Below are 21,317 nucleotides of genomic sequence, written 5' to 3'. Positions count from 1 at the left end.
GTGCGCACCGGCAACCCCGTGCATGGCTCTGGTGCGCGTGGCGCACCCTACGGTGCTGGCCGTAGCTCCAGCGTGCCGCGGGTATTGGCGCGCACATCGTCCTCGGCGAAGCGCATCGGCAGGTACTCCCCGGCGACGTAGGCCTCGGCCTGGTCGGCGAAGTGGCGGTCGAACGGCACGCCGCTCTGGCCGACCGGATTGATGCCCAGGCCCTTGCTGGCATCGGCCATGTCGATCAGGCGGCGGGTCGAGGGGCCGTAGACCACCGACCAGGGCGCCGGGCCGACCCGGTGCGACAGGTTGTTCGGCACCTCGTGGCCGCCCGGCACGGCGAAGGGGCCGACGTTGAACAGCCTGTCCAGCGGCTTCTGGGTGCCCAGCGGGTGCTGGTGGGTCAGGCTGTGACCCTGGTCCCAGGTCCACTGCCGGCTGTCCGGGCCGAAGGTCTGGCGCAGGTGGGCGATGCTCGCCTGCCAGGCCGCCTTGACCGTGTCGGCGCGGCTATCCACGGCCTCGGTGCCGCGCCTGTCCCACCAGGGCGAGGCGGCGTCGGCGGTCAGGCGCGGCAGCGCCACGTCGAGCACGCGGGTCTGCAGCAGGCTGTCGAAGAAGGCGTCGCCCAGCTCATCGTGCATGGCCTGGTTGACCAGCTCGAAGGTCAGCTGGTTGAACAGGGTGGCGGCGACCGACTCCAGCGGATGGCCGCCGTTCCAGGTGGCGAGTTGCTCGACCAGGGCGCGCTCGTCCTCGTCCGCCGCAGCGGCGCGCAGGTCGTCGAGGATCGGCGCCAGCAGGCGCGGGCCGTAGCCGGTGCCGTCGTCCAGCTGCAGGGCCTGGCTGTTGGCGGTGTCCCACTTCATGTCCGGCTGGGCCAGGCGCTGGTCCAGGCGCGCGCCGCGGTCCGCCAGGTTGTAGTAGCCGGGGATGGCTGCGCCGGTGGGCGAGTCGGGCTGGTAGTTGGCGGAGATGATGTAGCCGCGCGCCGGATTCTCTTCCTGGGGGTTGGCGGCGAACGGCAGGTAGCCGGGTTTGTCCGCCTCGCCGCTGGCGCCGTCGAGGATGAAGCTCGGGTTCACCCCGGCCGGGCGACGCGGCAGCTTGCCGGCGGCCCACCAGCCGATGTCGCCGCTGGCGTTGGCGTAGATCACGTTGAGGCCCGGCGCATGGATCTTCGCGGCGGCGGCGCTGGCCTTGGCCAGGGTGTCGGCGCGGTTGAGCTGGTAGAAGGCATCGAGGATCGGATTCTCGGTCTCCAGGAAGGCCCACCACATGGCGATCGGCGTCTTGCCCGGCGTGGCGCCGAGCGCGTCGTTGACGATGGGGCCGTGGGGCGAGCGGCGCAGGGTGATGGTCACGTCTTCGCCGCCCTTGACCCTGATGGTTTCCTCGCGGCTCTCCAGCCTGACCCAGCGGCCGTCGATCCAGACCTGCCCGGAATCGTTCGGGTTGACCTTCTCGGCGATCAGGTCGAGGTCGTCGTTCTGGAACATGGTCAGGCTCCAGGCGAACTGCCGGTTGTGACCGAGCGAGGCGTAGGGGTTGAGCGCCTGGTGGTGACCGTACAGCTCGAAGCCGGGGTAGCTCAGCTGCGCCTCGTACCACACCGCCGGCACAGCGAAGCGGATGTGCGGGTCGCCGGCCAGCAGCGGCTTGCCGCTGGCGGTGCGGCTGCCGGCGACGGCCCAGGCGTTGCTGCCCTCGAACTGGGGCAGGCCGGCCTCCACCAGCGCCTGCTGGCTGAGCCGCGCCAAGTCGTTGAGCGCCTGCCAGTCCTCGCCGCCCAGGCGTTGCGCCAGCGCGCCGCCGGGGTGCCAGTCGAGGTCGAACACGCGCAGGTAGTCGCCGCCCAGGTTGTCGCGCACGTGGGTCAGCACCGGTTCGGTACGGAAGGCGGCGGCGAAGCTGTAGGCCATGTAGCCGGCCACGGATACGGTGTCTTCGAGGGTGAAGGGGCGTTTCTCGATGCCCAGCAGGTCGAACTCCACCGGCGCCGGGCGGCTGTCCTGGTAGCGGTTGATGCCGTCCAGGTAGGCCAGCAGGGCCTTCACCGACGGGCTCTCGCGGTCCAGGCCCTGGGCGTAGCGGTCGGCGTGCTGGCGGATGCCGAGGGTGCGGAACAGGCGGTCGGTGTCGACCAGCTTGGCGCCCAGCACCTCGGCCAGCTCGCCGCGCGCCAGGCGGCGCAGCATCTCCATCTGGAACAGGCGGTCCTGAGCGTGCACGAAGCCCAGGGCGCGGTACAGGTCGAGTTCGTTCTGCGCGCGGATGTGCGGCACGCCGCGCTCGTCGTAGCGTACCTCGACCGGCGCCTGCAGGCCGGCCAGCGGCAGGTTGCCGTCGCGTACGGGAAGTTTGCCGTGGACGTACCAGGCGCCGCCGGCGGCCGCCGCGGCGACGGCCACGGCGAGGAAGGTCAGACTGCGTTTCATGACGCGCTCCTTGTTGTAGTGCGGCCATTCTGCGCAGCGCTTCGGCCAGCGACATTGACCGGGGATGCGCGTGCTGGAATTCTCCGGTCAAACAAGGAGCGCCCATGAACCCGCACCTCGGCACCACGCCGCTGACCCATTCCGCGACCCTGCGCCGCCTGCTCTACGAGGCCCTGACCGAACTGGGCCACGACCCCGTGACCATCTACCGGCGCACCAACCAGAACCGCCGCCTGGTGCCGCCGCCGACCGAGGGGCGCCTCAGCCACGACGAGGCGCCGCTGTTCTGGCTGGCTGCCGACGCGCTGACCGGCGACCCGGACATCGGCCTGCACATGGGTGAGGTGATGAAGCCGCGCCTGCTCGACGTGGTCGGCTACCTGCTGCTGTCCAGCCGCGACCTGCAGCAGGCGGTGGACAGCTTCCTGCGCTTCCAGCACATCCTCGCCGGCGGCTTCGTCGCCCAGCTGCGCGTCGAGGACGAGCGCGCCTGCCTGGTGCTGGACCTCAACTACCGCGGCTTCGGCCCGCTGCGCCAGCAGATGGAATGCCTGGCCCTGCTGTTCATCAAGCTGCTGCGGCTGATCACCGACGACGAATTCCGCATCGACGGCCTCGACTTCCGCCACCCGCGGCCGGCCCGGGTGAGTGAGCATCGCCGGCTGTTGGGCCTGCTGCCCTGCTTCGCCGCCGAACACGACGCTCTGTGGTTCCCCGCCGCGCTGCTCAGACGGCCGTCGCGCAACGCCAATCCCGGTCTGCACCGCCTGCTCTGGCAGCACGCGGAGACCCAGTTGGCCGAACTGGTGGAGAACGATCTGCTCAACCGTCTGAGCTACCTGATCGGCGTGCGCCTGGGCCGCGCCGACTGCTCCCTGCGCGCCTGCGCCGCCGAACTGGGCATGCCCCCTGGCGCCCTGCAGCGCGGCCTGGCCGCCCAGGGCAGCCACCTGCGCCAGGTGCGCGAGGCGATCCAGCAGTCCCGCGCCCACGAACTGCTGCGCACGGGCCTGGCGATCCGCGACGTGGCGCGGGCCTGCGGCTTCGCCGAGCTGTCGCCCTTCTACCGGGCGTTCCGCCGCTGGTACGGCATCGCGCCGGACGCCTACCGGGCCAAGCTGATGCTGGAGGAGGGGGCGTAGTAAGCGTCCCACAGCCGGTTGCGGAACTTGTAGCCGGGGTCGAGCCGCTGCTTGAGGGCGAAGAACTCGGGCGCGCGCGGGTAGGCAGCGAGGAATTGTTCGCGGCTGGCGTGGATCTGGTAGGGCAGGTAGTAGCGCCCGCCGCAGGCCAGCGCGGCGTCGATCAGTTCGCGGGTCCAGGCCGCGGCCCGTGTCCGTTCTGTCGTATCGCTGCCCTGGCGGTAGTAGAGCACCAGGGCGAATACCTCTTCCGGTGCCCAGGCCAGCAGTGTGTCGGGGTCGGCCTTGGCGTGGCGGATGGATACGTTGATCAGGTTGGCCTGGTGCTTTTCGCTCAGCCGCGCCAGTTCGCCGACGAAGCGCTCCAGCTGCGCCGGCGGCACGAAGTACTCCTGCAGCACGAAGCTGAAGTCCGGCCCCGAGATGGGCTCCAGCTCGCGCACGTCGAGGCTGGCCTCGTGGTTGCGCCATTGCACCTTGGCGCCGCGGAACAGCAGCGGGTCCAGTGCCGCCTCGCGCAGCATGCGGCCGGTGCGCGAGGCGCTGGTCAGGCGGATGCCGGCCTGCTGCAGGTGGTAGCTGCGGCCGGCGGGCGTGAGCCTGGCCGTCTCGGTCAGTGCGGCGCTGGTGCGGCGATAGGAGACGGCGCGCACGGTGTCGAAGCTGTCCGGGTAAAGGATGCCGTTGTGCAGCACCAGGTCGCTCTGCCCGCGGACCTCGCGGTCGAACCAGGCGCGGTATTGGCTCAGCGGCATGACCGTCGACTCGCGGGCGATACGGCTGTTGTCCACCAGGCCCAGCGTGGCCTCGACTATCACCCCGAGCCCGCCGTAGCCGCCGATGGCGCCATGGAACAGCTCGGTGTTCTGCTGCGGGCTGGCGTCCACCAGGCTGCCGTCTGCCAGTACCAGGCGGATGCTGCGCACCGAGCCGATCAGCGGGCCTTCGCCGACATAGCGGCCATGCACGTTGACCGACAGGGAGCCGCCGACCGTGAAGTTGGCGTAGGACTGCATGATCTGCGGCGAAAGGTCGTATGGATCGACGTACTTGAGAATCGCGTGCCAGGTGATGCCGGCCTGCACGCGGATCTCGCGGCGCTCGGCGGAGAACTCGAGGATCTGGTCGAAGTCGCGCATGTCGAGCTGCAGGGCGCCATCCGTGGCGGTCTGGCCGCCCATGCTGAAGCGCCCGCCACCGATGCTGATCGGGCCGGGATGGTGCTTCACCGCGGCGACTATCTGCTCGATATCGGTGGGAGCGAGGACGCGCTCGACCCTGATCGGGTTGAGCCCGGTGACGTCGTTGACCGTCTCGTCGGCCAGCGCCGGAAGACCCAGGAGAATCAGGAGGACAAGCAGGAGGCGCATGAACATTCCTTGTTCGCGGCCCGGCGGATCAACTCTGGATGGTCGCCGCCGGGTTGATCACGCGGCCCAGGCCGAGGTTGCGCAGGGCCAGGTGCAGGCTGCTGTGGATCACCTGCGGGTTGTCGATGGCCATCAGGTGGCTGAGCAGTTCGCGGGCGCGGGTGGAGCTGATCTGGCGCAGCAGCCACTTCACCTTGGGCAGGTTGGTGGCGTTCATCGACAGGCTGTCGAAGCCCATCGCCAGCAGCAGCACGGCCGCCGCCGGGTCGCCGGCCATCTCGCCGCAGATGCTCACCGGCTTGCCTTCGGCATGGGCGCCGTCGACCACCAGCTTGAGCGCGTGCAGCACGGCCGGGTGGAGGAAGTCGTAGAGGTCGGCGACCCGCGGGTTGTTGCGGTCCACCGCCAGCAGGTACTGGGTCAGGTCGTTGGAGCCGACCGAGATGAAGTCGACCTGGCGCGCCAGTTCGCGCACCTGGTAGACGGCGGCGGGAATCTCGATCATCACCCCCACCGGCGGCATGGGGATGTCCACGCCCTCGTCGCGCACCTCGCCCCAGGCACGGTGGATCAGGTGCAGCGCCTCTTCCATCTCCTGGATGCCGGAGATCATCGGCAGCAGGATGCGCAGGTTGTTCAGGCCCTCGCTGGCCTTGAGCATGGCGCGCACCTGGACCAGGAAGATCTCCGGGTGGTCGAGGGTGATGCGGATGCCGCGCCAGCCGAGGAAGGGGTTCTCTTCCTTGATCGGGAAGTAGGACAGGGCCTTGTCGCCGCCGATGTCGAGGGTGCGCATGGTCACTGGCAGCGGGTGGAAGGCGGCCAGCTGCTCGCGGTAGGTGGCCAGCTGTTCCTTCTCGCTGGGGAAGCGCTCGCCGTTCATGAACGGCACTTCGGTGCGGTACAGGCCGACGCCTTCGGCGCCGCGTTCCTGGGCGCGCTTCACGTCGGCCAGCAGGCCGGTGTTGACCCACAGCGGCATGCGCTGGCCGTCCAGGGTCTCGCAGGGCAGTTCGCGCAGGGCGTTGAGGCCCTGGGCCAGCTGGCGCTCTTCCTCGACCACCTCGGCGTACTGCTTGCGCAGCAGCTCGCTGGGGTTGGTGAAGACCTCGCCGTGGTAGCCGTCGACGATCAGCTGGATGCCGTCGACCTTGGAGTAGGGCAGGTCGACCACGCCCATCACCGTGGGGATGCCCATGGCGCGGGCCAGGATGGCCACGTGGGAGTTGCCCGAGCCCTGCACCGAGATCAGGCCGACCAGCTTGCCTTCCGGCACCTGGCCGAGCATGGCTGGCGACAGTTCCTCGCTGACCAGGATGGTGTTGTCGGGGTAGACGAGGCTCTGCTTGCGTTCTTCCTGCAGGTAGGCAAGCAGGCGGCGGCCGAGGTCGCGCACGTCGCTGGCGCGCTCGCGCAGGTAGGCGTCGTCCATCAGCTCGAAACGGGAAACGTGCTCGGTGACCACCTGGCGCAGGGCGCCCTGGGCCCACTGGCCGGTCTTGATGACCTTGCGCACCTCGTTGCCGAGGGCATTGTCGTCGAGCATCATCAGGTACACGTCGAACAGTGCCAGCTCTTCCTTGCGCAGCTGGCTGGCGAGCTTCGCGGACAGCTCCTGCATGTCCTCGCGGACCCATTCCAGGGCCTTGCCGAACAGTGCCAGCTCGGCCTCGATGTCGTCGACCGACTTGTCCGGCACCACGTTGAGGTCGGCCGGCGGCAGCACCACCACGGCGCTGCCGACGGCCGCACCCGGGGAGCCGGGCACGCCGACGAAGCGCGCCTCCTGTATGCCCTTGCCCTGCTTGCCGAGGCCGCGGATCGAGCCGGTGGCTTCGGCGTGGGCGATGACCCCGGCGAGCTGGGCGCTCATGGTGACCAGGAAGGCTTCTTCGCCCTCGTCGAACTGGCGGCGCTCCTTCTGCTGCACCACCAGCACGCCCATCACCCGGCGGTGGTGGATGATCGGCGCGCCGAGGAAGGAGGCGTAGCGCTCCTCGCCGGTCTCGGGGAAATACATGTAGCGGGGGTGCTCGGAGGCGAACTCGAGGTTCAGCGGCTCCTCGCGGGTGCCCACCAGGCCGACCAGGCCCTCGTTCGGGGCCATGCTGACCTTGCCGATGGCGCGCTTGTTGAGGCCGTCGGTGGCCATCAGGACGAAGCGCTTGGTATCGGCGTCGAGCAGATAGACGGAGCACACCTGGCTGCCCATGGCCTCCTTCACCCGTTGCACGATGATCGTCAGCGCCGCCTTGAGATCCTTGGCGGCGTTCACTTCCTGGACGATCTTGCGCAGGGTGTTGAGCATGGCTCGCTATCGAACTCCTTCGTCAGTCGCGCGTCAGCAGGCGCGGGGCTAATTCCTTCAGGGCGCGGCGGTAGACCTCGCGCTTGAACGTCACCACCTGGTTCAGCGGGTACCAGTAACTGACCCAGCGCCAGCCGTCGAATTCAGGCTTGCCGGTCAGGTCCATGCGCACCCGGCTCTCGTCGCCGACCAGGCGCAGGAGGAACCACTTCTGTTTCTGCCCGATGCACAGCGGCTGGCTGTGGGTGCGCACCAGGCGCTGGGGCAGACGATAACGCAACCAGCCCCGGGTGCAGGCGAGAATCTTCACGTCCTGCTGTTCCAGGCCCACTTCCTCGTTCAGCTCGCGGTACAGCGCCTGCTCGGCGGACTCGTGGGGATTGATCCCGCCCTGGGGAAACTGCCAGGCATCCTGATTGATCCGCCGCGCCCACATGACCTGGCCGACATCATTGGTCAGGATGATGCCGACATTGGGGCGGAAACCATCGGAATCGATCACGGCACAACACCTCGAAAACGCATGTTTCGGCATTGTTCCACAAAGCCCGCGGGCGCAGCAAACGCGCGGTTCCAGCAATGGGCAGCGGCGCTGAAAGCGGCTATTCTGGCGCCCCTTCCGGCCATTGCGAACCAGGTATCACGACGTGCGCCTCGCCCTTTTCGACCTCGACAACACCCTGCTCGCCGGCGACAGCGACCACAGCTGGGGCGAATTCCTCTGCGAGACCGGCCGGGTCGACGCCGCCGAGTACCGCGCGCGCAACGATGCCTTCTATGCCGACTACTGCGCCGGCCAGCTGGATGTGGTGGCCTACCAGAGCTTCACCCAGGCCATTCTCAGCCGCACCCCGGCCGCCGAACTGGCGCGCTGGCAGGCGGAGTTCATGACGGAGGTGATCGAGCCGATCATCCTGGCCAAGGGCGAGGCCCTGCTGCGCGAGCACCGCGAGGCCGGCGACCGGCTGGTGATCATCACCGCCACCAACCGCTTCATCACCGCGCCGATCGCCGCCCGCCTGGGTGTGGAGACGCTGATTGCCACCGAATGCGGCATGGAGAACGGCCTCTACACCGGCCGGGTCGCCGGCGTGCCCTGCTACCAGGACGGCAAGGTGACGCGCATGAACCAGTGGCTGGCCGAGACCGGCCTGAGCCTGGACGGCAGCTACTTCTACAGCGACTCGCGCAACGACCTGCCGCTGCTGCAGGCGGCGACCCACCCGGTGGCGGTCGACCCGGACGACACCCTGCGCGCCATCGCCATCGAGCGCGGCTGGCCGGTGATCAGCCTGCGCTGAGTCGAGGTGTCACGCAGGTTTCACCCGCCCTACGGTCATGTAGGGCGGGTGAAACCCGCGTAGAACCGCCGATCTACAGCGGCTTGGCCACCATCAGCCAGAAGATGGCGATGAACGCGACGAAGGCCGGCCAGCCCAGCGCGAACCAGATGCGCATGTACAGGTGGGCGCGGGCGGGCAGGTCGGTGCCGTCGCGCAGCGCCTGGCTGGCCATGTCGCGCACCCGCATCTGCAGCCACAGCACCGGCAGCCAGCACAGCCCCGCCAGCACGAACAACCCTGCGCTCCACAGCAGCCAGGCCTGGCTCAGCGGCCAGCCCGCCAGCTTCGCCAGGGCCAGGCCGGAGAGCGGCTGGAACACCGCCGTGGTGGCGATGAACAGCCAGTCGGCGGTGACCAGGTGGCGGAAGGTGGTGGCGATCACCTGCAGCTCGCCGCTGCGCCAGGCGCGCAGGGCGTAGTAGGCCGAGCCGAGCCCGGTGCCGAACAGCAGGGTGGAGGAGAGGATGTGCAGGGTCTTGAGCAGCAGGTACAGGCTCATCGGTGTCTCGTCGTTGAGGCGGAAAGGCCCAGCAGCCAGAGGCTCAGCAGCAGGACCGCGAAGTTCTTGCCCAGCGCCATGTACGGATCGAACCAGTAGTGGGGCAGCAGCAGGCTGATGACCAGGCTATAGACCAGCATCAGGCCGATCTGTGCCTGCAGGGCGCGGACACGCCAGCGCCGCCACAGCAGGGCCAGGCCCAGCGCGCCGTCCAGCAGGGCGCCGGCGATCACCGCCAGGCGCGCGGGGAGGCCGTCGACGCCGGCCTCCGCCATGATCCGCAGGCCCCAGTCGAAGCCCGGCCCGAGGCAGACCACGGCGGTGCCCAGCCAGATCAGTGCCAGCACCAGCAGGACCAGCGGCTGCAAGGCCAGGGTCAGGCTCTGCGCCGGCTGCGGCCAGTGGCACAGGCGGCTCGCCAGGGGGGCGGCGCGGTAGCCGCAGGCATCCTCCAGCGGCGCCGGATCGGCCAGGTTGTCGTGGTGGCTCAGGCGCAGGGTCTGGCGGTTCAGCGCCTGCCAGCCCAGGCGCTCGCCCAGCGCCGCGCCGAGCCCGGCGAGCGGGGCCGGCAGGGTGAGGTAGCGTGCCGGTCGCCAGCCCTGGGCCTGGCGCAGCACGTCGATCAGCTCGCCCTGGGTGAGGGCCTGCGGTCCCACCAGCGGCAGCACGGTCGGCTGCGCCGGCCAGCGCCGCAGCAGCGCCAGCACCGCCGCGCAGAGATCGTCGACATGCAGGGGCTGCAGCCTGGTCCGATTGCCCAGCAGCGGCACCAGCGGCAAGGGTGACAGGCGCTGCAGCCAGCCGCTGCTGGCGCCGCCGGGGCCGACGACCAGCGAGGGACGCAGCACCACGGCGGGGATGCCGAGGCCGAGCAGGTGCCGGTCGGCCGCCGCCTTGCTGGCCAGGAAGGGCAGGTCGGGGTGCTCGCCGGCGCCCAGGGCGGAAATCTGCAGCACCGCGGCGCCATGCCGTCGGGCCAGCTCGAACAGGGCGATGGCGCCCTCGCGCTGCAGGTGCTCCATGTGTGCCGTGTCGGTGGACAGCTCGCCGCTGGCGTTGATCACCAGCTCGACGCCCTCCGGCCAGGCGAAGGCGTCCAGTCGCAGCAGGTCGAGGGAGCGCCACTCCACGCCGGGCAGCGCGGGCGCATCGGGTCCGCGTCGGGTGGCCACCACCGAGTGGCCGGTCAGGATCAGGGCGTCGAGCAGATGCCGGCCGATGAAACCGCCGGCTCCGACCAGCAGGATGCGCATCAGGCCGGCTTGGCCCCCATCAGGGCGAAGATCGCCAGCAGCAGGATCAGCATCAGCGCCGCGTAGGCGATCACGAAGCGCAGCAGCCTGGTCGGCACCGCGCCGCCTGCCGCCGCCTGCCAGGCGCCGAGGCGGCCGTGCAGGAGCAGGCCGAACAGCACCAGCAGGCCGAACAGCACCGCGCTGTACAGCAGCCAGCTGGCGCCCAGCGGCCAGCCCACGGTGTGCACCAGCCACCAGCCGCTGACCGGCAGGGACAGCGCCACCAGGCCCATGGCCGGCAGGCTGTACAGGCGGGTGACGCGCAGCTTGCGGGCCAGCACCGCGGCGTCGCCGGAGCGGTTGGCCTTCCACAGCATGAAGACGTGGGCGACGAAGCCCGCCAGGATCAGCACGGCCGGGATCAGGTGGGCGTATTTCAGCAGTTGGTAGTGTTCCATCACCGTGTTCCTTAGCCGAGGAAGAGCTTGTACGCCGGGTTGTCGGTTTCGTCCCAGTAGGGATAGCCGATGGCGTCGAAGGCTGCCGGAATCTGGTGGCGCTCGTCCGCCGGCACCTGCAGGGCGGCCAGTACGCGGCCGTCGGCGGCGCCGTGGTTGCGGTAGTGGAACATGGTGATGTTCCAGCGCCCGCCCAGGCGGTTGAGGAAGTTGAACAGCGCGCCCGGCCGCTCGGGAAACTCGAAGCGGAACACCACCTCGTCCGACACCGCCGCCGCGTGCCCGCCCACGGTGTGGCGGATGTGCAGCTTGGCCAGCTCGTTGTCGGTCAGGTCGACCACCGGGAAGCCCTGCTCGCGCAGGTTGTCCACCAGCGCCGCGCGCGGGTCGTTCTCCGGGTGGGTCTGCACGCCGACGAAGATGTGCGCCTCGCGGTCGGTGTGGTAGCGGTAGTTGAACTCGGTGATCTGGCGCTTGCCGATCGCCTCGCAGAAGGCCTTGAAGCTGCCCGGCCGCTCGGGGATGGTCACGGCGATGATCGCCTCGCGCTTCTCGCCCAGCTCGGCGCGCTCGGCGACGTGGCGCAGGCGGTCGAAGTTGATGTTGGCGCCGGAGTCGATGCCCACCAGCACCTGATCGCGCAGGCCTTCGCGCTCCACGTATTTCTTGATCCCGGCCACGGCCAGGGCGCCGGCCGGCTCGGTGATCGAGCGGGTGTCGTCGTAGATGTCCTTGATCGCCGCGCAGATTTCGTCGGTGCTGACGGTGATCACCTCGTCCACGTACTGCCGGCAGATGTCGAAGGTGTGCTGGCCGATCTGTGCCACCGCCACGCCGTCGGCGAACAGCCCGACCTGCGGCAGCACCACGCGCTCGCCGGCGGCCATGGCGGCCTGCAGGCAGTTGGAGTCGTCCGGCTCGACGCCGATCACCTTGATCTCCGGGCGCAGGTACTTCACGTAGGCGGCGATACCGGCGACCAGGCCGCCGCCGCCGACCGGCACGAAGATAGCGTCCAGCTGGCCCGGCTGCTGGCGCAGGATTTCCATGGCCACGGTGCCCTGGCCGGCGATCACCAGCGGGTCGTCATAGGGATGGATGTAGGTATAGCCCTTCTCTTCCACCAGCTTGAGCGAATGGGCCAGGGCCTCGGGGAAGGCGTCGCCGTGCAGCACCACCTTGCCGCCGCGCGAGCGCACGCCCTGCACCTTCAGCTCCGGGGTGGTGCGCGGCATGACGATGGTCGCCTTCACCCCCAGGTGCTTGGCGGCCAGGGCCAGGCCCTGGGCGTGGTTGCCGGCGGAGGCGGTGACCACGCCGCGCTCCAGTTCTTCGCGGGTGAGCTGGGCCAGCTTGTTGTAGGCGCCGCGAATCTTGAACGAGTACACCGGCTGCAGATCCTCGCGCTTGAGCAGAATCTGGTTGCCCAGCCGCTCGGTGAGCTGGCGGGCGGGTTGCAGCGGGGTTTCCACCGCGACGTCGTAGACGCGCGAGGTGAGGATCTTCTTCATGTACGGTTCGAGCATCACGGGTATCACGGCGCAGGGAAGGAGGGAGAGGGGGAGTCTACTCCGGCGACGCCGGACGCGGCCACCCGGGCGAGCCGACCGGTGGCGCGGAATCTTCCGCCGTTGCGCCAGTCAGTCCGCTCAGGCCCCTTTGTGCAGTGGCGTGCCTCCCCCACACTCCACTCCATGAGGATTCGCCATGGCCGTTCCCTCCCGCGTACTCGTGCCCGGCACGCCCGGCAACGACCTGCTGGTCGCCCACCCCGAACCCAGCCGCCTGCTCGGCGGCGACGGCGACGATGTCCTGATCGACGGCCCCGGCTCGGACTCGCTGGTCGGCGGCGCCGGCCACAACCGCCTGTACGGCGGCCTGGGCAGCGACTACTACACCTACGACCTGAACGCCGGCGGGCGCGACGAGATTCTCGACTTCGACCCCAGCCCGTCCTGGGTCAACCAGAACATGGACACCCTGATCATCGACGAGAGCCTGGAGTCGTTCGGCCCCTTCGAGCGCTACCAGGACGACCTGCTGATCGGCCTCAACGGCGAGCCGGGCGTGGTCGTGGTGCGGCACTTCTTCCTCGACCCCGCGTTCCGCATCGAGGTGTTCCGCTTCGGTTCCACCGTGGTGACGGACGAACAGGTGCTGCGCAACTTCCACATCGACCCGCTCATGGCGCTCGGCCGCAGCGCCGACAACCCGCCGACCTACACCGGCAACCTGATCCGCCTGACCGGCAACGAGCAGGCCAACCGCCTGGTGGCGGCGGACCGGCCCACCTACCTGTCCGGGCGCGGCGGCAACGACCTGCTGATCGGCAGCCGCCACGGCGACCTGCTCAACGGCGGCACCTCCGAGCCGATGTTCCTCGGCGGCAACCGCTGGAACCGCCTGTACGGCGGGCCGGGCGACGACTACTACCAGGTCGACCTGGTGGTGAGCGGCGATTTCGGCGACCAGCGCATCCACGACTACGACACCACCCCGGGCAACCTCGATACCCTGCACATCCGCGGCGCGGTGGACCCGGCCTACGTGCGCTTCAGCGGCGGGCCGCCCGGCGACCTGATCGTCGAGCTGGACAACGAGCAGCGTATCGTCATCGACAACTACTTCCTCGACCGGGCCTTCGTGGTCGAGAAGATCCGCTTCGACGACGGCACCGTGCTGGACGAGGCCGCCGTGCGCCAGCGCATGGGACTGCCGGCGGCGGCCCCGCCCCAGGCCAGCCTGAGCACGCCGGGCCACTGCTGCCCCGGCGCGGCGCCCGAGCCGGCGGCCGATGGCCTGCTGGGCCTGGCGCTGGCCGCCGGCGCCGTGCTGGCGCGCGCGGGCGGATGAGAAGCGCTGCGGCCGGGCCGGCAGCGCGGCTATAATCGCGCTTTTCCAGCCCGGCAGAAGCGTCATGACCCAGGATCAGCTCAAGCAGGCGGTGGCCCAGGCCGCCGTCGACCACATCCTCCCCCTGTTCGACAGCAAGAGCGTGATCGGCGTCGGCACCGGCTCCACCGCCAACTTCTTCATCGACGCCCTGGCCCGGCACAAGATGGCCTTCGACGGCGCCGTCGCCAGCTCCGAGGCCACCGCCGCGCGGCTCAAGGGCCACGGCATCCCGGTGTACGACCTGAACAGCGTCAGCGAACTGGAGTTCTACATCGATGGCGCCGACGAGAGCGACGAGCACCTGCACCTGATCAAGGGCGGCGGCGCCGCCCTGACCCGCGAGAAGATCGTCGCGGCGGTGGCCAGGACCTTCATCTGCATCGCCGACGGCAGCAAGCTTGTGCCGGTGCTCGGCGCCTTCCCGCTGCCGGTGGAAGTCATCCCCATGGCCCGCAGCCACGTGGCGCGCCAGCTGGTGAAGCTGGGCGGCGACCCGGTGTACCGCGAGGGCGTGGTCACCGACAACGGCAATATCATCCTCGATGTGCACAACATGAGCATCGTCGACCCGGTGAAGCTGGAAGCGGACATCAACGCCATCGTCGGCGTGGTCACCAACGGCCTGTTCGCCGCGCGCCCGGCCGACCTGCTGCTGCTCGGCACCGCCGAGGGCGTGAAGCGCCTGGAGCGCTGAGCGCCCACGCGCCGTCGGGGAACGGTGTAGGAGCGAGCTCTGCTCGCGAATACAGGCGCCACCAACACTTCGCGAGCAGAGCTCGCTCCTACCATTCGTTCGGCTAGGCGCCGGCGCGCGCCTCCCAGGCCCGCTTGAGTTCGACCAGCGACTGGCGCGACTCGTTTTCGGTCCTGCGGGACAGGAACAGCGCGTCGAGCAGGCGCAGCAGCCGGCCATTCACCCGGTACTCCATGCGCCGCTCGAAGCGGGTGCCGCCGGCCAGCGGCGCGCACAGGTAGGTGACCCGCAGCCAGAAGCGCCCCTGGGCGTCCTCCGCCTCGGCGCACCACAGCCGGCCCGGCTGGTAGTCGGTGACGCGCCAGGCGATATGGCCGAGGCGGCCGGCGGATTCGATGTCCTCCTCGAAGGTCGCGCCCGCCGGCAGCGGCCCGCTCACCCCGTAGATGGCCTTGGACGAGGGATGCCACTCGGGCCAGTGGCTGGCGTCGCGGGCGTAGTCCAGCACCGCCTCCGGCGTGCCGCTCAGGTCCACCACGTGCTGCTGGCGGACCAGGCCGGCCTCGGGCATCGGCTCCCAGTGCAGGGTGCCGTAGAGCCAGTCGGTCAGCGGGAACACGATGTTCATGTTGCGCTCCTGCATCAGGTCGCGGCGGTGGTGCAGGGCGTGCAGGTGGCGCATGTGGCGGACCCAGGGCAGGCGCGCGACGGGGTTGCTGTCGGGCAGGTGCTCGCAGGCGTGCAGCACCTCGTAGAGCAGGTAGCCCAGCACCCAGCCGGCGCCGACCACGGCCGCTAGCTCCGGGTTGAACGGCCGGATCACCGCCCAGAGGGCCACGGCGCCGACGCTCTGCACCACCACCAGCCAGGCCGGGAACAGGATCACCCGCCAGTCCCGCGCCTGCTCGAAGGGCATGTGACTCTCCTCGAAGAAGCTGTGGTGGTCGCCGGTGTGGCGCTTGTAGAACATCGCGCCCAGGCGCCGCTTGTGGTGCCCCAGGCCCTGGTGGATGCGATGCTCGCCCCAGTTGAGGAACAGCAGGGTCAGGGGCAGCGCCAGCCACTCCCACGGCCCGATGTCCTGCGCGGTCGCCAGCAGGGCGGCCGCCACGCCGAGGCCGAACAGGGCGACGAAGCCGGCGTGCAGCCAGGGGTTGTAGCCGGGGCTGATCGCCGCCCGGTAGCGTTCGCGGAATGTGTGCACGTCGAAGCTCATGCCATCGCCCTCCCTCGGGTCTATGAAAGCTCAGGCTAGAGGCTGTATCTTCATTCGTATAATGGATATTCAGAAAGAGCTTTATTCATGATCCGGAATTTGCAACAGCTCGATCTGAACCTGCTGCTGGTGTTCGACGCCCTGATGCAGGAACAGAACCTGTCGCGCGCGGCCTTGCGCCTGCACCGCAGCCAGCCGGCGGTGAGCAACGCCTTGGCGCGCCTGCGCGAGCAGCTCGGCGAGAAGCTGTTCGTGCGCACCGCCCAGGGCCTGCGGCCGACCGCCCAGGCCCAGGCGCTGCACGTGCCGATCCGCCAGGCGCTGGGCATCCTGCAGCGCGGGCTGGGCAGCGAGACCGCCGTCGACCGCGACAGCGAGCACCGCCTGCGCCTGTCTATGAACGACTACGCCCAGGCCAGCCTGCTGCCGGCGCTGAGCGCCAGGCTGGCCGCCGAGGTGCCGCGCTGGACCCTGCAGGTGCAGAGCGACGACGCCCGGCAGATGGTCCGGCAACTGGCCGACGGCGAACTCGACCTGGCCATCGACTACCTGTACTTCGACGATCCGCAGCTGTGCTACCAGGCGCTGCACGAGGAACGGATGATGGTCATCGGCCGCGGCGGCCACCCGGCCTTCGACGGCGGCCTGGGCCTGGAGGACTACCAGGGCGCCCGGCACGTCTCGATCCTGCCGCGCGACGGCCGCGGCTCGCCGCTGGAGATCGTGCTCGGCTCGGCCAAGGTGCGCCGCCAGGTGCAGGTGTACCTGCCCAACTACATGCCGCTGTCGGCCATCGTCGCCGGCTCCGACCTGCTGGCCACGGTGCCCGGCCACCTGCTGCGCCAGCTGCCGGCCGGCCATGGCCTGGCGGTGGCGCCGCTGCCGCTGGCACTGCCGCCGGTGCAGGTCAGCATGATCTGGCACCGTTCCCAGGACCGCTCGCCGAACATGCGCTGGCTGCGCGAGCGGCTGCTGGAGATCGCCGGCGAACTGCGCGCCGGCGAGGCCTGATTCGGGGCCGGAAGGACCCCGTTCGCGCCAATCCGGTGCGCCGTGTCCGCCCGGTCATGTAAGCAGGCGGATACAACTTACAGCCAGGCGACCCGCAGTTTTTCCCATGCGTCAATCTGTCTGCGCGGACAGGTTGCCGGCCCGCATCCTGCTATTGCTTTCCTGTCGTTTTTCTCCCAACCAACAACAAGGAAAGTGAAGTGATCAAATCCCTCGCTCGCGCCGTCAGCCTCGGCAGCCTGCTCTGTGCACCCCTGGCCGGCGCCTACCAGTTCGGCGAACACGCCGCCGGCACCGTCGACAAGCTGATCCACGACTACCCGGGCCGCTACCGCGACACCGCCAGCTTCGCCGGCGCCGCCGACTGGATGGAGTCCCGCATGGGCGACGGCTATGCGCTCGGCCGGCAGAACTTCAGCTGGAACGACGGCACCCGCACCTCGCAGAACGTCATCGCCTCCGCCGCCGGCCTCAGTGACCAGTACGTGGTGATCGGCGCCCACTTCGACACCTACTTCGGCCGCCCGACCCTGCAGGGCCTGGACGACAACGCCTCGGGCGCGGGCGTGCTGACCGAGGTGGCGCGCAACCTCTCCGGGTTGCGCCTGGAGAACGGCCTGGAGATCGTCGGCTTCGGCGCGGAAGAAGAGGGCCTGCGCGGTTCCCGGGCCTACGTGGCCGCGCTGGACGACGCGCGGCGCGCCAACCTGCTGGCGATGATCAACATCGACAGCCTGATCACCGGCGACATGATGTACGCCCACGCCGGCCAGAACAGCGCGGACAACCCGGAGCTGGCCAGCCTGCGCGAGCACGCCGCGCGCATCGCCGGGGAGCTGGGCATCGACCTGCGCGCCAACCCCGGCCTCAACCCCGACTACCCCGTCGGCACCGGCTGCTGCAGCGATGGCGAGGCGTTCGAGGACTTGGGCGTGCCGATCCTCTACGTCGAGTCGACCAACTGGGACATCGGCGACTTGGACGGCTACGAGCAGACCACCAACCCGGCCATCCCCGGCGGTTCGACCTGGCACGACCCGGTCGAGGACAACGAGACCGTGCTGGTCGGCGCCTTCGGCGAGGAACGCATCGAGCAGCGCCTGCGCGACTACTCGCGCCTGCTCAGCCGCCTGATGCTGGAGCTGACCAACGCCGACCTGCTGGCCTCCGCCGCGTCGGGCGGCGCCACCGCGCGCAACATGCAGGACCACCTGCAGCGCCAGTACCAGGCGCAGAGCCAGCTGCACGAGCGGCGCTGGCAACTGCTGCAGGCCATGCAGCGCGAGGTCGGCAGCTTCGACGGGGCGATCGGCGTGGACGGCGAGTACGCGCCGGACAGCGGCTTCGACGAGGCGCCGAATCCCGAGGCCCGGCGCTACGGCATCCACGCCCTGGGCGACCTGCGGGTGAGCGAGCTGCTGTCGGTGGGCGCCAGCCTGAGCTACCAGAACGGCCGCGACGACCTGGAGCATGGCGGCAAGCTCGACAGCGACGCCTGGCGCCTCGGCGCCTTCGCCCTGCTCAGCGACGGCGGCCCGGCCTGGCTGGGCGCCGACCTCGGCGTGGCGCACACCCGCCTCGACAGCGAGCGCGCCCTGCGCATCCAGGCCGACGGCGGCCCGGTGCTGCTGGAGCGGCGCTTCTCCGGCGATACCGACGCGCTGACCTGGGGCGCGCGCCTGCTCGGCGGCTACGACTTCAGTTTCGGCGACCTGCGCAGCGGTCCCTTCGCCGGCCTGGACTACAGCCACAGCCGCATCGACGACTTCTCCGAGAAGGGCGCCGACCGCACCGCCCTGGGCTACGAGGAACAGGACTACGACAGCCTCGAAGCCAGCCTCGGCTGGCGCCTGCAGGGCAGCGTGGCGCTCGATGGCTCGCTGCGCCTGCTGCCGTACGCCAGCGTGGCCTGGGTCAAGGAACTGGGCGACGGTCGCCTGGAAGACATCGCCCTCACCAGCCGCGCCGACGGCCGGGTGCGGGTGGCCGAGCTGGGCGACGTGGACACCAGCTTCGGCCGCGCGCGCCTCGGCAGCCAGCTGCAGATCGGCGACAGCCTGGGGCTGTACGTGGAGGTCAACGGTCGCCTGGGCCACGACGAGGGCAGCCAGACCGGCTACTCGCTCGGCGCCCAGTGGCTGTTCTGAGGTGAGTGGGCGGGGCCGGTTCCCGGTCCCGCCCGATCGCGCAAGCGTGATCGCCCGAACAACCGAAGCGGCAGCTTGCGGCTACGCTTAGCGGACCATTCACCCACGGAGGTCCATCCATGGCCAGCAAGTTCCACCTGAAAACCGCCAGCAACGGCCAGTTCCACTTCAACCTGCATGCCGGCAACGGCGAGATCATCCTCAGCAGCGAACAGTACAAGGCCAAGCAGTCGGCCCTGGACGGCATCGAGTCGGTGCGCAAGAACTCCCAGCGCGAGGGTGCCTTCGAGATCAAGGACGCCAGCAACGGCAAGAGCTACTTCGTGCTCAAGGCCACCAACGGCCAGGTGGTCGGCCAGAGCCAGATGTACGCCAGCGAGGCCAGCTGCAAGAACGGCATCGAGTCGGTGAAGAAGAACGCGCCGGACGCGGTGCTGCAGAACGACGCCTGAGCGGGTGACGAGTGAAACCCGCGTGGGTGTTCGGCGCGGGTTGCACCCGCCCTACGGCTGCGCCTGTTTCTCGAACACGTAGAACAGGTTCGGCTCGCTCACCAGGTACAGCCGGCCGTGGTCGTCCAGTGCGACGCCCTCGGCCTGCGGTACTCCCTTCTCCAGGCCGTTGCGGCCACCCAGCAGCGACAGGGTGCTGATCGGCCGTCCGTCCGAATTGATCTCCAACACCAGGCGCGATTCGTCCGAAAGCGCCAGCAGGTGGCCGCTGTGCTGGTCGTACTGCAGGCTCGACAGGTCGCGCACGAACAGCCGCGCATCGCGCTCCGGGTCCTCCACCACGTGCACGGCGAACGGCTTGTCCGGGTGGGTGTGGGGGAAACCGTGGATCTCGTAGATGGTCACCGGGTCGCGCTCCTTGGCGGCGAACAGGCGGTGGTTGACCGGATCGTAGGCCAGCCCCTCGAAGCCCTTGTTGCCGTTGAGGCCGATGCCCAGCGACAGCTGCTCGGAGTCGGCGGCGTCGACGAAGTCGGTGTCGTCGTCCAGGTGCACGCGGTACAGGCGCTGCTGGCGCTCGTCGGTGATCACGTAGAGGTCGCGGCTGATGTACTCGATGGCTTCCGGGTCGCCGAAGCCGATCAGGGGCACGCGGCGGATGATCGCGCCGTCCAGCGACAGCTCGACCACCTCGGGCTTCTTGTTGGTCACGGTGAAGAGCGTGCGCCGGTCCGGGTCGAAGGTCAGCGCGGAGACATCGGAACTCAGCCCCTCGATGGGCCTGGCCTGCACGGTGGCATGGTAGTCCGGCAGCCAGATCGAGCGGTCCCGCCATTCGGCGGTGTGGCGCCATTCTTGCACCATGAACCAGCCGCGTTCGAACAGGCGCCACTGCTGGGCCACCACCAGCAGGGCCAGGAGGACGAGCAGCGCCAGGGTGGGCAGCAGAACGCGGGCTTGGGTCAGGCGACGCATGGATGGGGTTCCGGATCAGGGGTGCTGCATCAGAGCAGCCGCAGCTGAATTCAACCTTAAGAAGGCGCCGCCGGCCGAAGTTACCGAATACCACCGCAGCGGAAACGGCCGTCATGTCAGTGTTACCGGAAGAGCGAGTATTGACCACCCTGCACACGGTCGCCCTGGCCGTGCAGGTCCTGCAGCGCATGGGCGTCGCCGCCGAGCGGGTGCTGGAGGGCAGCGGCATCCAGGCCGGCGACCTTGCCAGCCCGACCCGGCTGGTCAACCACGCCCAGGAACTGCGCGTGCTGAGCAACGCCCTGGCGGCCAGTGCCGACCCCGCTCTGGGCCTGCTGCTGGGCAAGCGCATGCACGTCTCGGCCTACGGCATGCTCGGCTACACCCTGCTAGCCAGCCGCAACCTGGGCGACGCGCTGCGCCTGGCCATCGCCCATCCGGCGCTGCTCGGCACCTACTTCCAGCTCGACCTGCGCCCGGTCGGCGACGAGGTGCGGCTGAGCGCCGGCGGCTACCGCTACGACCCCGCGCTGTCGCGCTTCAACACCGAGCTGTGCCTGGCCTCGCTGCTCACCGTGGTGCAGGACCTGCTCGGCGAATCCGTGCGCCCGCGCCGCCTGTTGCTGGCCTACCGCGCGCCGGCCCATGCCGCCAGCTACGGCGAGCGGCTCGGCTGCCCGGTGGAGTTCGACGCCGGCTGCAACGCCCTGTGCTTCAACCCGGCGCTGCTGGAGCGGCCGCTGCCGCTGGCCGACCCGGTCAGCCACCAGCACGGCCTGCAGCAGTGCATGCAGCTGGAAGCGCAGCTGCACAACCGCCACGACCTGCGCGACCTGATCCGCCAGCAGCTGTCCGGCGACCTGATCGAGTGCTCCAGTCTGGAGCGCGTCGCCACCCGCCTGCACCGTTCCGAGCGCACCGTGCGCCGCCATCTGCAGCAGCTCAACACCAGCTTCCAGCACCTGCTCGACGAGGTGCGCTACGACAAGGCGCGCCAGCTGCTGCTCAACACCGACATGCCGATCTACCTGATCGCCGAGCAGCTCGGCTATAGCGAGACTGCCAGCTTCCGCCACGCTTTCCAGCGCTGGAGCGGCCTGGCGCCGAGCGAACTGCGCCGCTGAGGCGGCGACATGATCCAGG

The 21,317-nt window shown here is 69.6% G+C and carries 18 protein-coding genes; 8 read left to right on the top strand and 10 right to left on the bottom strand.

Going from position 1 to position 21,317, the window contains the following annotated elements:
• Positions 1–47 precede the first annotated feature (47 nt).
• Positions 48–2,429, bottom strand: a complete 2,382-nt coding sequence (locus tag N5D30_RS13260) for a penicillin acylase family protein (protein WP_279909363.1) — start codon at positions 2,427–2,429, stop codon at positions 48–50.
• Positions 2,430–2,533: 104 nt separating this feature from the next.
• On the opposite strand from N5D30_RS13260, the gene N5D30_RS13255 reads away from it, so the two are divergent.
• Positions 2,534–3,571, top strand: coding sequence for an AraC family transcriptional regulator (locus tag N5D30_RS13255; protein WP_279909362.1), 1,038 nt, complete (start codon positions 2,534–2,536; stop codon positions 3,569–3,571).
• On the opposite strand, the gene N5D30_RS13250 is transcribed toward N5D30_RS13255, so the two are convergent.
• The 3 genes from N5D30_RS13250 to N5D30_RS13240 are packed head-to-tail and all read right to left on the bottom strand — an operon-like array spanning position 3,535 to position 7,751.
• On the bottom strand, positions 3,535–4,941 hold the full coding sequence (locus N5D30_RS13250; RefSeq protein WP_279909361.1) for an FAD-binding oxidoreductase: 1,407 nt from the start codon (positions 4,939–4,941) through the stop codon (positions 3,535–3,537). The two genes, N5D30_RS13255 and N5D30_RS13250, sit on opposite strands and share 37 nt — an antisense overlap.
• 28 nt (positions 4,942–4,969) lie before the next feature.
• Complete coding sequence (gene ptsP / locus N5D30_RS13245) at positions 4,970–7,249, bottom strand: phosphoenolpyruvate--protein phosphotransferase (RefSeq protein WP_220811302.1); 2,280 nt, start codon at positions 7,247–7,249, stop codon at positions 4,970–4,972.
• A 22-nt stretch (positions 7,250–7,271) separates the two neighbouring features.
• Positions 7,272–7,751 carry an RNA pyrophosphohydrolase gene (locus N5D30_RS13240; protein WP_220811303.1) on the bottom strand — a complete coding sequence of 160 codons (480 nt, stop codon included), beginning with the start codon at positions 7,749–7,751 and terminating at the stop codon, positions 7,272–7,274.
• Between the two features lie 145 nt (positions 7,752–7,896).
• Here N5D30_RS13240 and N5D30_RS13235 point away from each other — a divergent pair, with 145 nt between their 5' ends.
• Positions 7,897–8,550 (top strand): HAD-IB family hydrolase, encoded by a 654-nt coding sequence (locus N5D30_RS13235; RefSeq protein ID WP_279909360.1) that lies wholly within the window; start codon positions 7,897–7,899, stop codon positions 8,548–8,550.
• Between the two features lie 73 nt (positions 8,551–8,623).
• On the opposite strand, the gene N5D30_RS13230 is transcribed toward N5D30_RS13235, so the two are convergent.
• The 4 genes from N5D30_RS13230 to ilvA are packed head-to-tail and all read right to left on the bottom strand — an operon-like array spanning position 8,624 to position 12,310.
• On the bottom strand, positions 8,624–9,091 hold the full coding sequence (locus N5D30_RS13230) for a DUF2269 domain-containing protein (protein ID WP_279909359.1): 468 nt from the start codon (positions 9,089–9,091) through the stop codon (positions 8,624–8,626).
• A complete protein-coding gene (locus N5D30_RS13225) occupies positions 9,088–10,344 on the bottom strand; it encodes an SDR family oxidoreductase (RefSeq protein WP_279909358.1) in 1,257 nt (418 codons plus the stop codon). Before N5D30_RS13225 ends, N5D30_RS13230 begins: the two co-directional genes overlap by 4 nt.
• A complete protein-coding gene (locus tag N5D30_RS13220; protein ID WP_220811307.1) occupies positions 10,344–10,784 on the bottom strand; it encodes a DUF2269 family protein in 441 nt (146 codons plus the stop codon). The genes N5D30_RS13225 and N5D30_RS13220 overlap by 1 nt, the downstream gene beginning before the upstream one ends.
• Positions 10,785–10,795: 11 nt before the next feature.
• The gene (gene ilvA / locus N5D30_RS13215; RefSeq protein WP_279909356.1) at positions 10,796–12,310 is read right to left on the bottom strand and encodes a threonine ammonia-lyase, biosynthetic; all 1,515 of its coding nucleotides are present in this window, start codon (positions 12,308–12,310) and stop codon (positions 10,796–10,798) included.
• 181 nt (positions 12,311–12,491) lie between these two features.
• On the opposite strand from ilvA, the gene N5D30_RS13210 reads away from it, so the two are divergent.
• On the top strand, positions 12,492–13,637 hold the full coding sequence (locus tag N5D30_RS13210) for a calcium-binding protein (protein ID WP_279909355.1): 1,146 nt from the start codon (positions 12,492–12,494) through the stop codon (positions 13,635–13,637).
• A gap of 64 nt (positions 13,638–13,701) precedes the next feature.
• Positions 13,702–14,373, top strand: a complete 672-nt coding sequence (gene rpiA, locus N5D30_RS13205) for a ribose-5-phosphate isomerase RpiA (protein WP_279909354.1) — start codon at positions 13,702–13,704, stop codon at positions 14,371–14,373.
• Between the two features lie 103 nt (positions 14,374–14,476).
• Here the strand turns inward: rpiA and N5D30_RS13200 are convergent, their stop codons facing one another.
• Entirely contained in the window at positions 14,477–15,589 is a 1,113-nt protein-coding gene (locus tag N5D30_RS13200; protein ID WP_279909353.1) for an SRPBCC family protein, read from the bottom strand.
• 87 nt (positions 15,590–15,676) lie between these two features.
• Here N5D30_RS13200 and N5D30_RS13195 point away from each other — a divergent pair, with 87 nt between their 5' ends.
• The 3 genes from N5D30_RS13195 (at position 15,677) to N5D30_RS13185 (ending at position 19,199) form a co-directional block, all read left to right on the top strand.
• The gene (locus N5D30_RS13195) at positions 15,677–16,600 is read left to right on the top strand and encodes a LysR family transcriptional regulator (RefSeq protein WP_279909352.1); all 924 of its coding nucleotides are present in this window, start codon (positions 15,677–15,679) and stop codon (positions 16,598–16,600) included.
• A 200-nt stretch (positions 16,601–16,800) separates the two neighbouring features.
• On the top strand, positions 16,801–18,747 hold the full coding sequence (locus N5D30_RS13190; protein ID WP_279909351.1) for an autotransporter domain-containing protein: 1,947 nt from the start codon (positions 16,801–16,803) through the stop codon (positions 18,745–18,747).
• A gap of 119 nt (positions 18,748–18,866) precedes the next feature.
• Positions 18,867–19,199 (top strand): YegP family protein, encoded by a 333-nt coding sequence (locus N5D30_RS13185; RefSeq protein WP_220811314.1) that lies wholly within the window; start codon positions 18,867–18,869, stop codon positions 19,197–19,199.
• A gap of 51 nt (positions 19,200–19,250) precedes the next feature.
• Here the strand turns inward: N5D30_RS13185 and N5D30_RS13180 are convergent, their stop codons facing one another.
• Positions 19,251–20,174: an SdiA-regulated domain-containing protein gene (locus N5D30_RS13180; protein WP_279909350.1), complete on the bottom strand. Its 924-nt coding sequence runs from the start codon at positions 20,172–20,174 to the stop codon at positions 19,251–19,253.
• Positions 20,175–20,314: 140 nt separating this feature from the next.
• Between N5D30_RS13180 and N5D30_RS13175 the strand changes: the two genes are divergently transcribed.
• Positions 20,315–21,298 carry an AraC family transcriptional regulator gene (locus N5D30_RS13175; RefSeq protein WP_279909349.1) on the top strand — a complete coding sequence of 328 codons (984 nt, stop codon included), beginning with the start codon at positions 20,315–20,317 and terminating at the stop codon, positions 21,296–21,298.
• The last annotated feature ends 19 nt before the right edge of the window (positions 21,299–21,317 follow it).

Source organism: Pseudomonas sp. GD03875, from assembly GCF_029840585.1.
Lineage (GTDB): Bacteria > Pseudomonadota > Gammaproteobacteria > Pseudomonadales > Pseudomonadaceae > Aquipseudomonas > Aquipseudomonas paralcaligenes.
Note: the sequence above shows the minus strand (reverse complement) of the source record. Positions and strands in the feature narration are given on the sequence as shown.

What these genes read in the sequence shown, in the direction of transcription:
- N5D30_RS13185 (WP_220811314.1), top strand. Translation starts at nt 18,867, where the DNA reads ATGGCCAGCAAGTTCCACCTGAAAACCGCCAGCAACGGCCAGTTCCAC.
- N5D30_RS13200 (WP_279909353.1), bottom strand. Translation starts at nt 15,589, where the DNA reads ATGAGCTTCGACGTGCACACATTCCGCGAACGCTACCGGGCGGCGATC.
- N5D30_RS13230 (WP_279909359.1), bottom strand. Translation starts at nt 9,091, where the DNA reads ATGAGCCTGTACCTGCTGCTCAAGACCCTGCACATCCTCTCCTCCACC.
- ilvA (WP_279909356.1), bottom strand. Translation starts at nt 12,310, where the DNA reads ATGCTCGAACCGTACATGAAGAAGATCCTCACCTCGCGCGTCTACGAC.
- N5D30_RS13225 (WP_279909358.1), bottom strand. Translation starts at nt 10,344, where the DNA reads ATGCGCATCCTGCTGGTCGGAGCCGGCGGTTTCATCGGCCGGCATCTG.
- N5D30_RS13255 (WP_279909362.1), top strand. Translation starts at nt 2,534, where the DNA reads ATGAACCCGCACCTCGGCACCACGCCGCTGACCCATTCCGCGACCCTG.
- N5D30_RS13220 (WP_220811307.1), bottom strand. Translation starts at nt 10,784, where the DNA reads ATGGAACACTACCAACTGCTGAAATACGCCCACCTGATCCCGGCCGTG.
- N5D30_RS13180 (WP_279909350.1), bottom strand. Translation starts at nt 20,174, where the DNA reads ATGCGTCGCCTGACCCAAGCCCGCGTTCTGCTGCCCACCCTGGCGCTG.
- N5D30_RS13250 (WP_279909361.1), bottom strand. Translation starts at nt 4,941, where the DNA reads ATGCGCCTCCTGCTTGTCCTCCTGATTCTCCTGGGTCTTCCGGCGCTG.
- ptsP (WP_220811302.1), bottom strand. Translation starts at nt 7,249, where the DNA reads ATGCTCAACACCCTGCGCAAGATCGTCCAGGAAGTGAACGCCGCCAAG.
- rpiA (WP_279909354.1), top strand. Translation starts at nt 13,702, where the DNA reads ATGACCCAGGATCAGCTCAAGCAGGCGGTGGCCCAGGCCGCCGTCGAC.
- N5D30_RS13260 (WP_279909363.1), bottom strand. Translation starts at nt 2,429, where the DNA reads ATGAAACGCAGTCTGACCTTCCTCGCCGTGGCCGTCGCCGCGGCGGCC.
- N5D30_RS13195 (WP_279909352.1), top strand. Translation starts at nt 15,677, where the DNA reads ATGATCCGGAATTTGCAACAGCTCGATCTGAACCTGCTGCTGGTGTTC.
- N5D30_RS13210 (WP_279909355.1), top strand. Translation starts at nt 12,492, where the DNA reads ATGGCCGTTCCCTCCCGCGTACTCGTGCCCGGCACGCCCGGCAACGAC.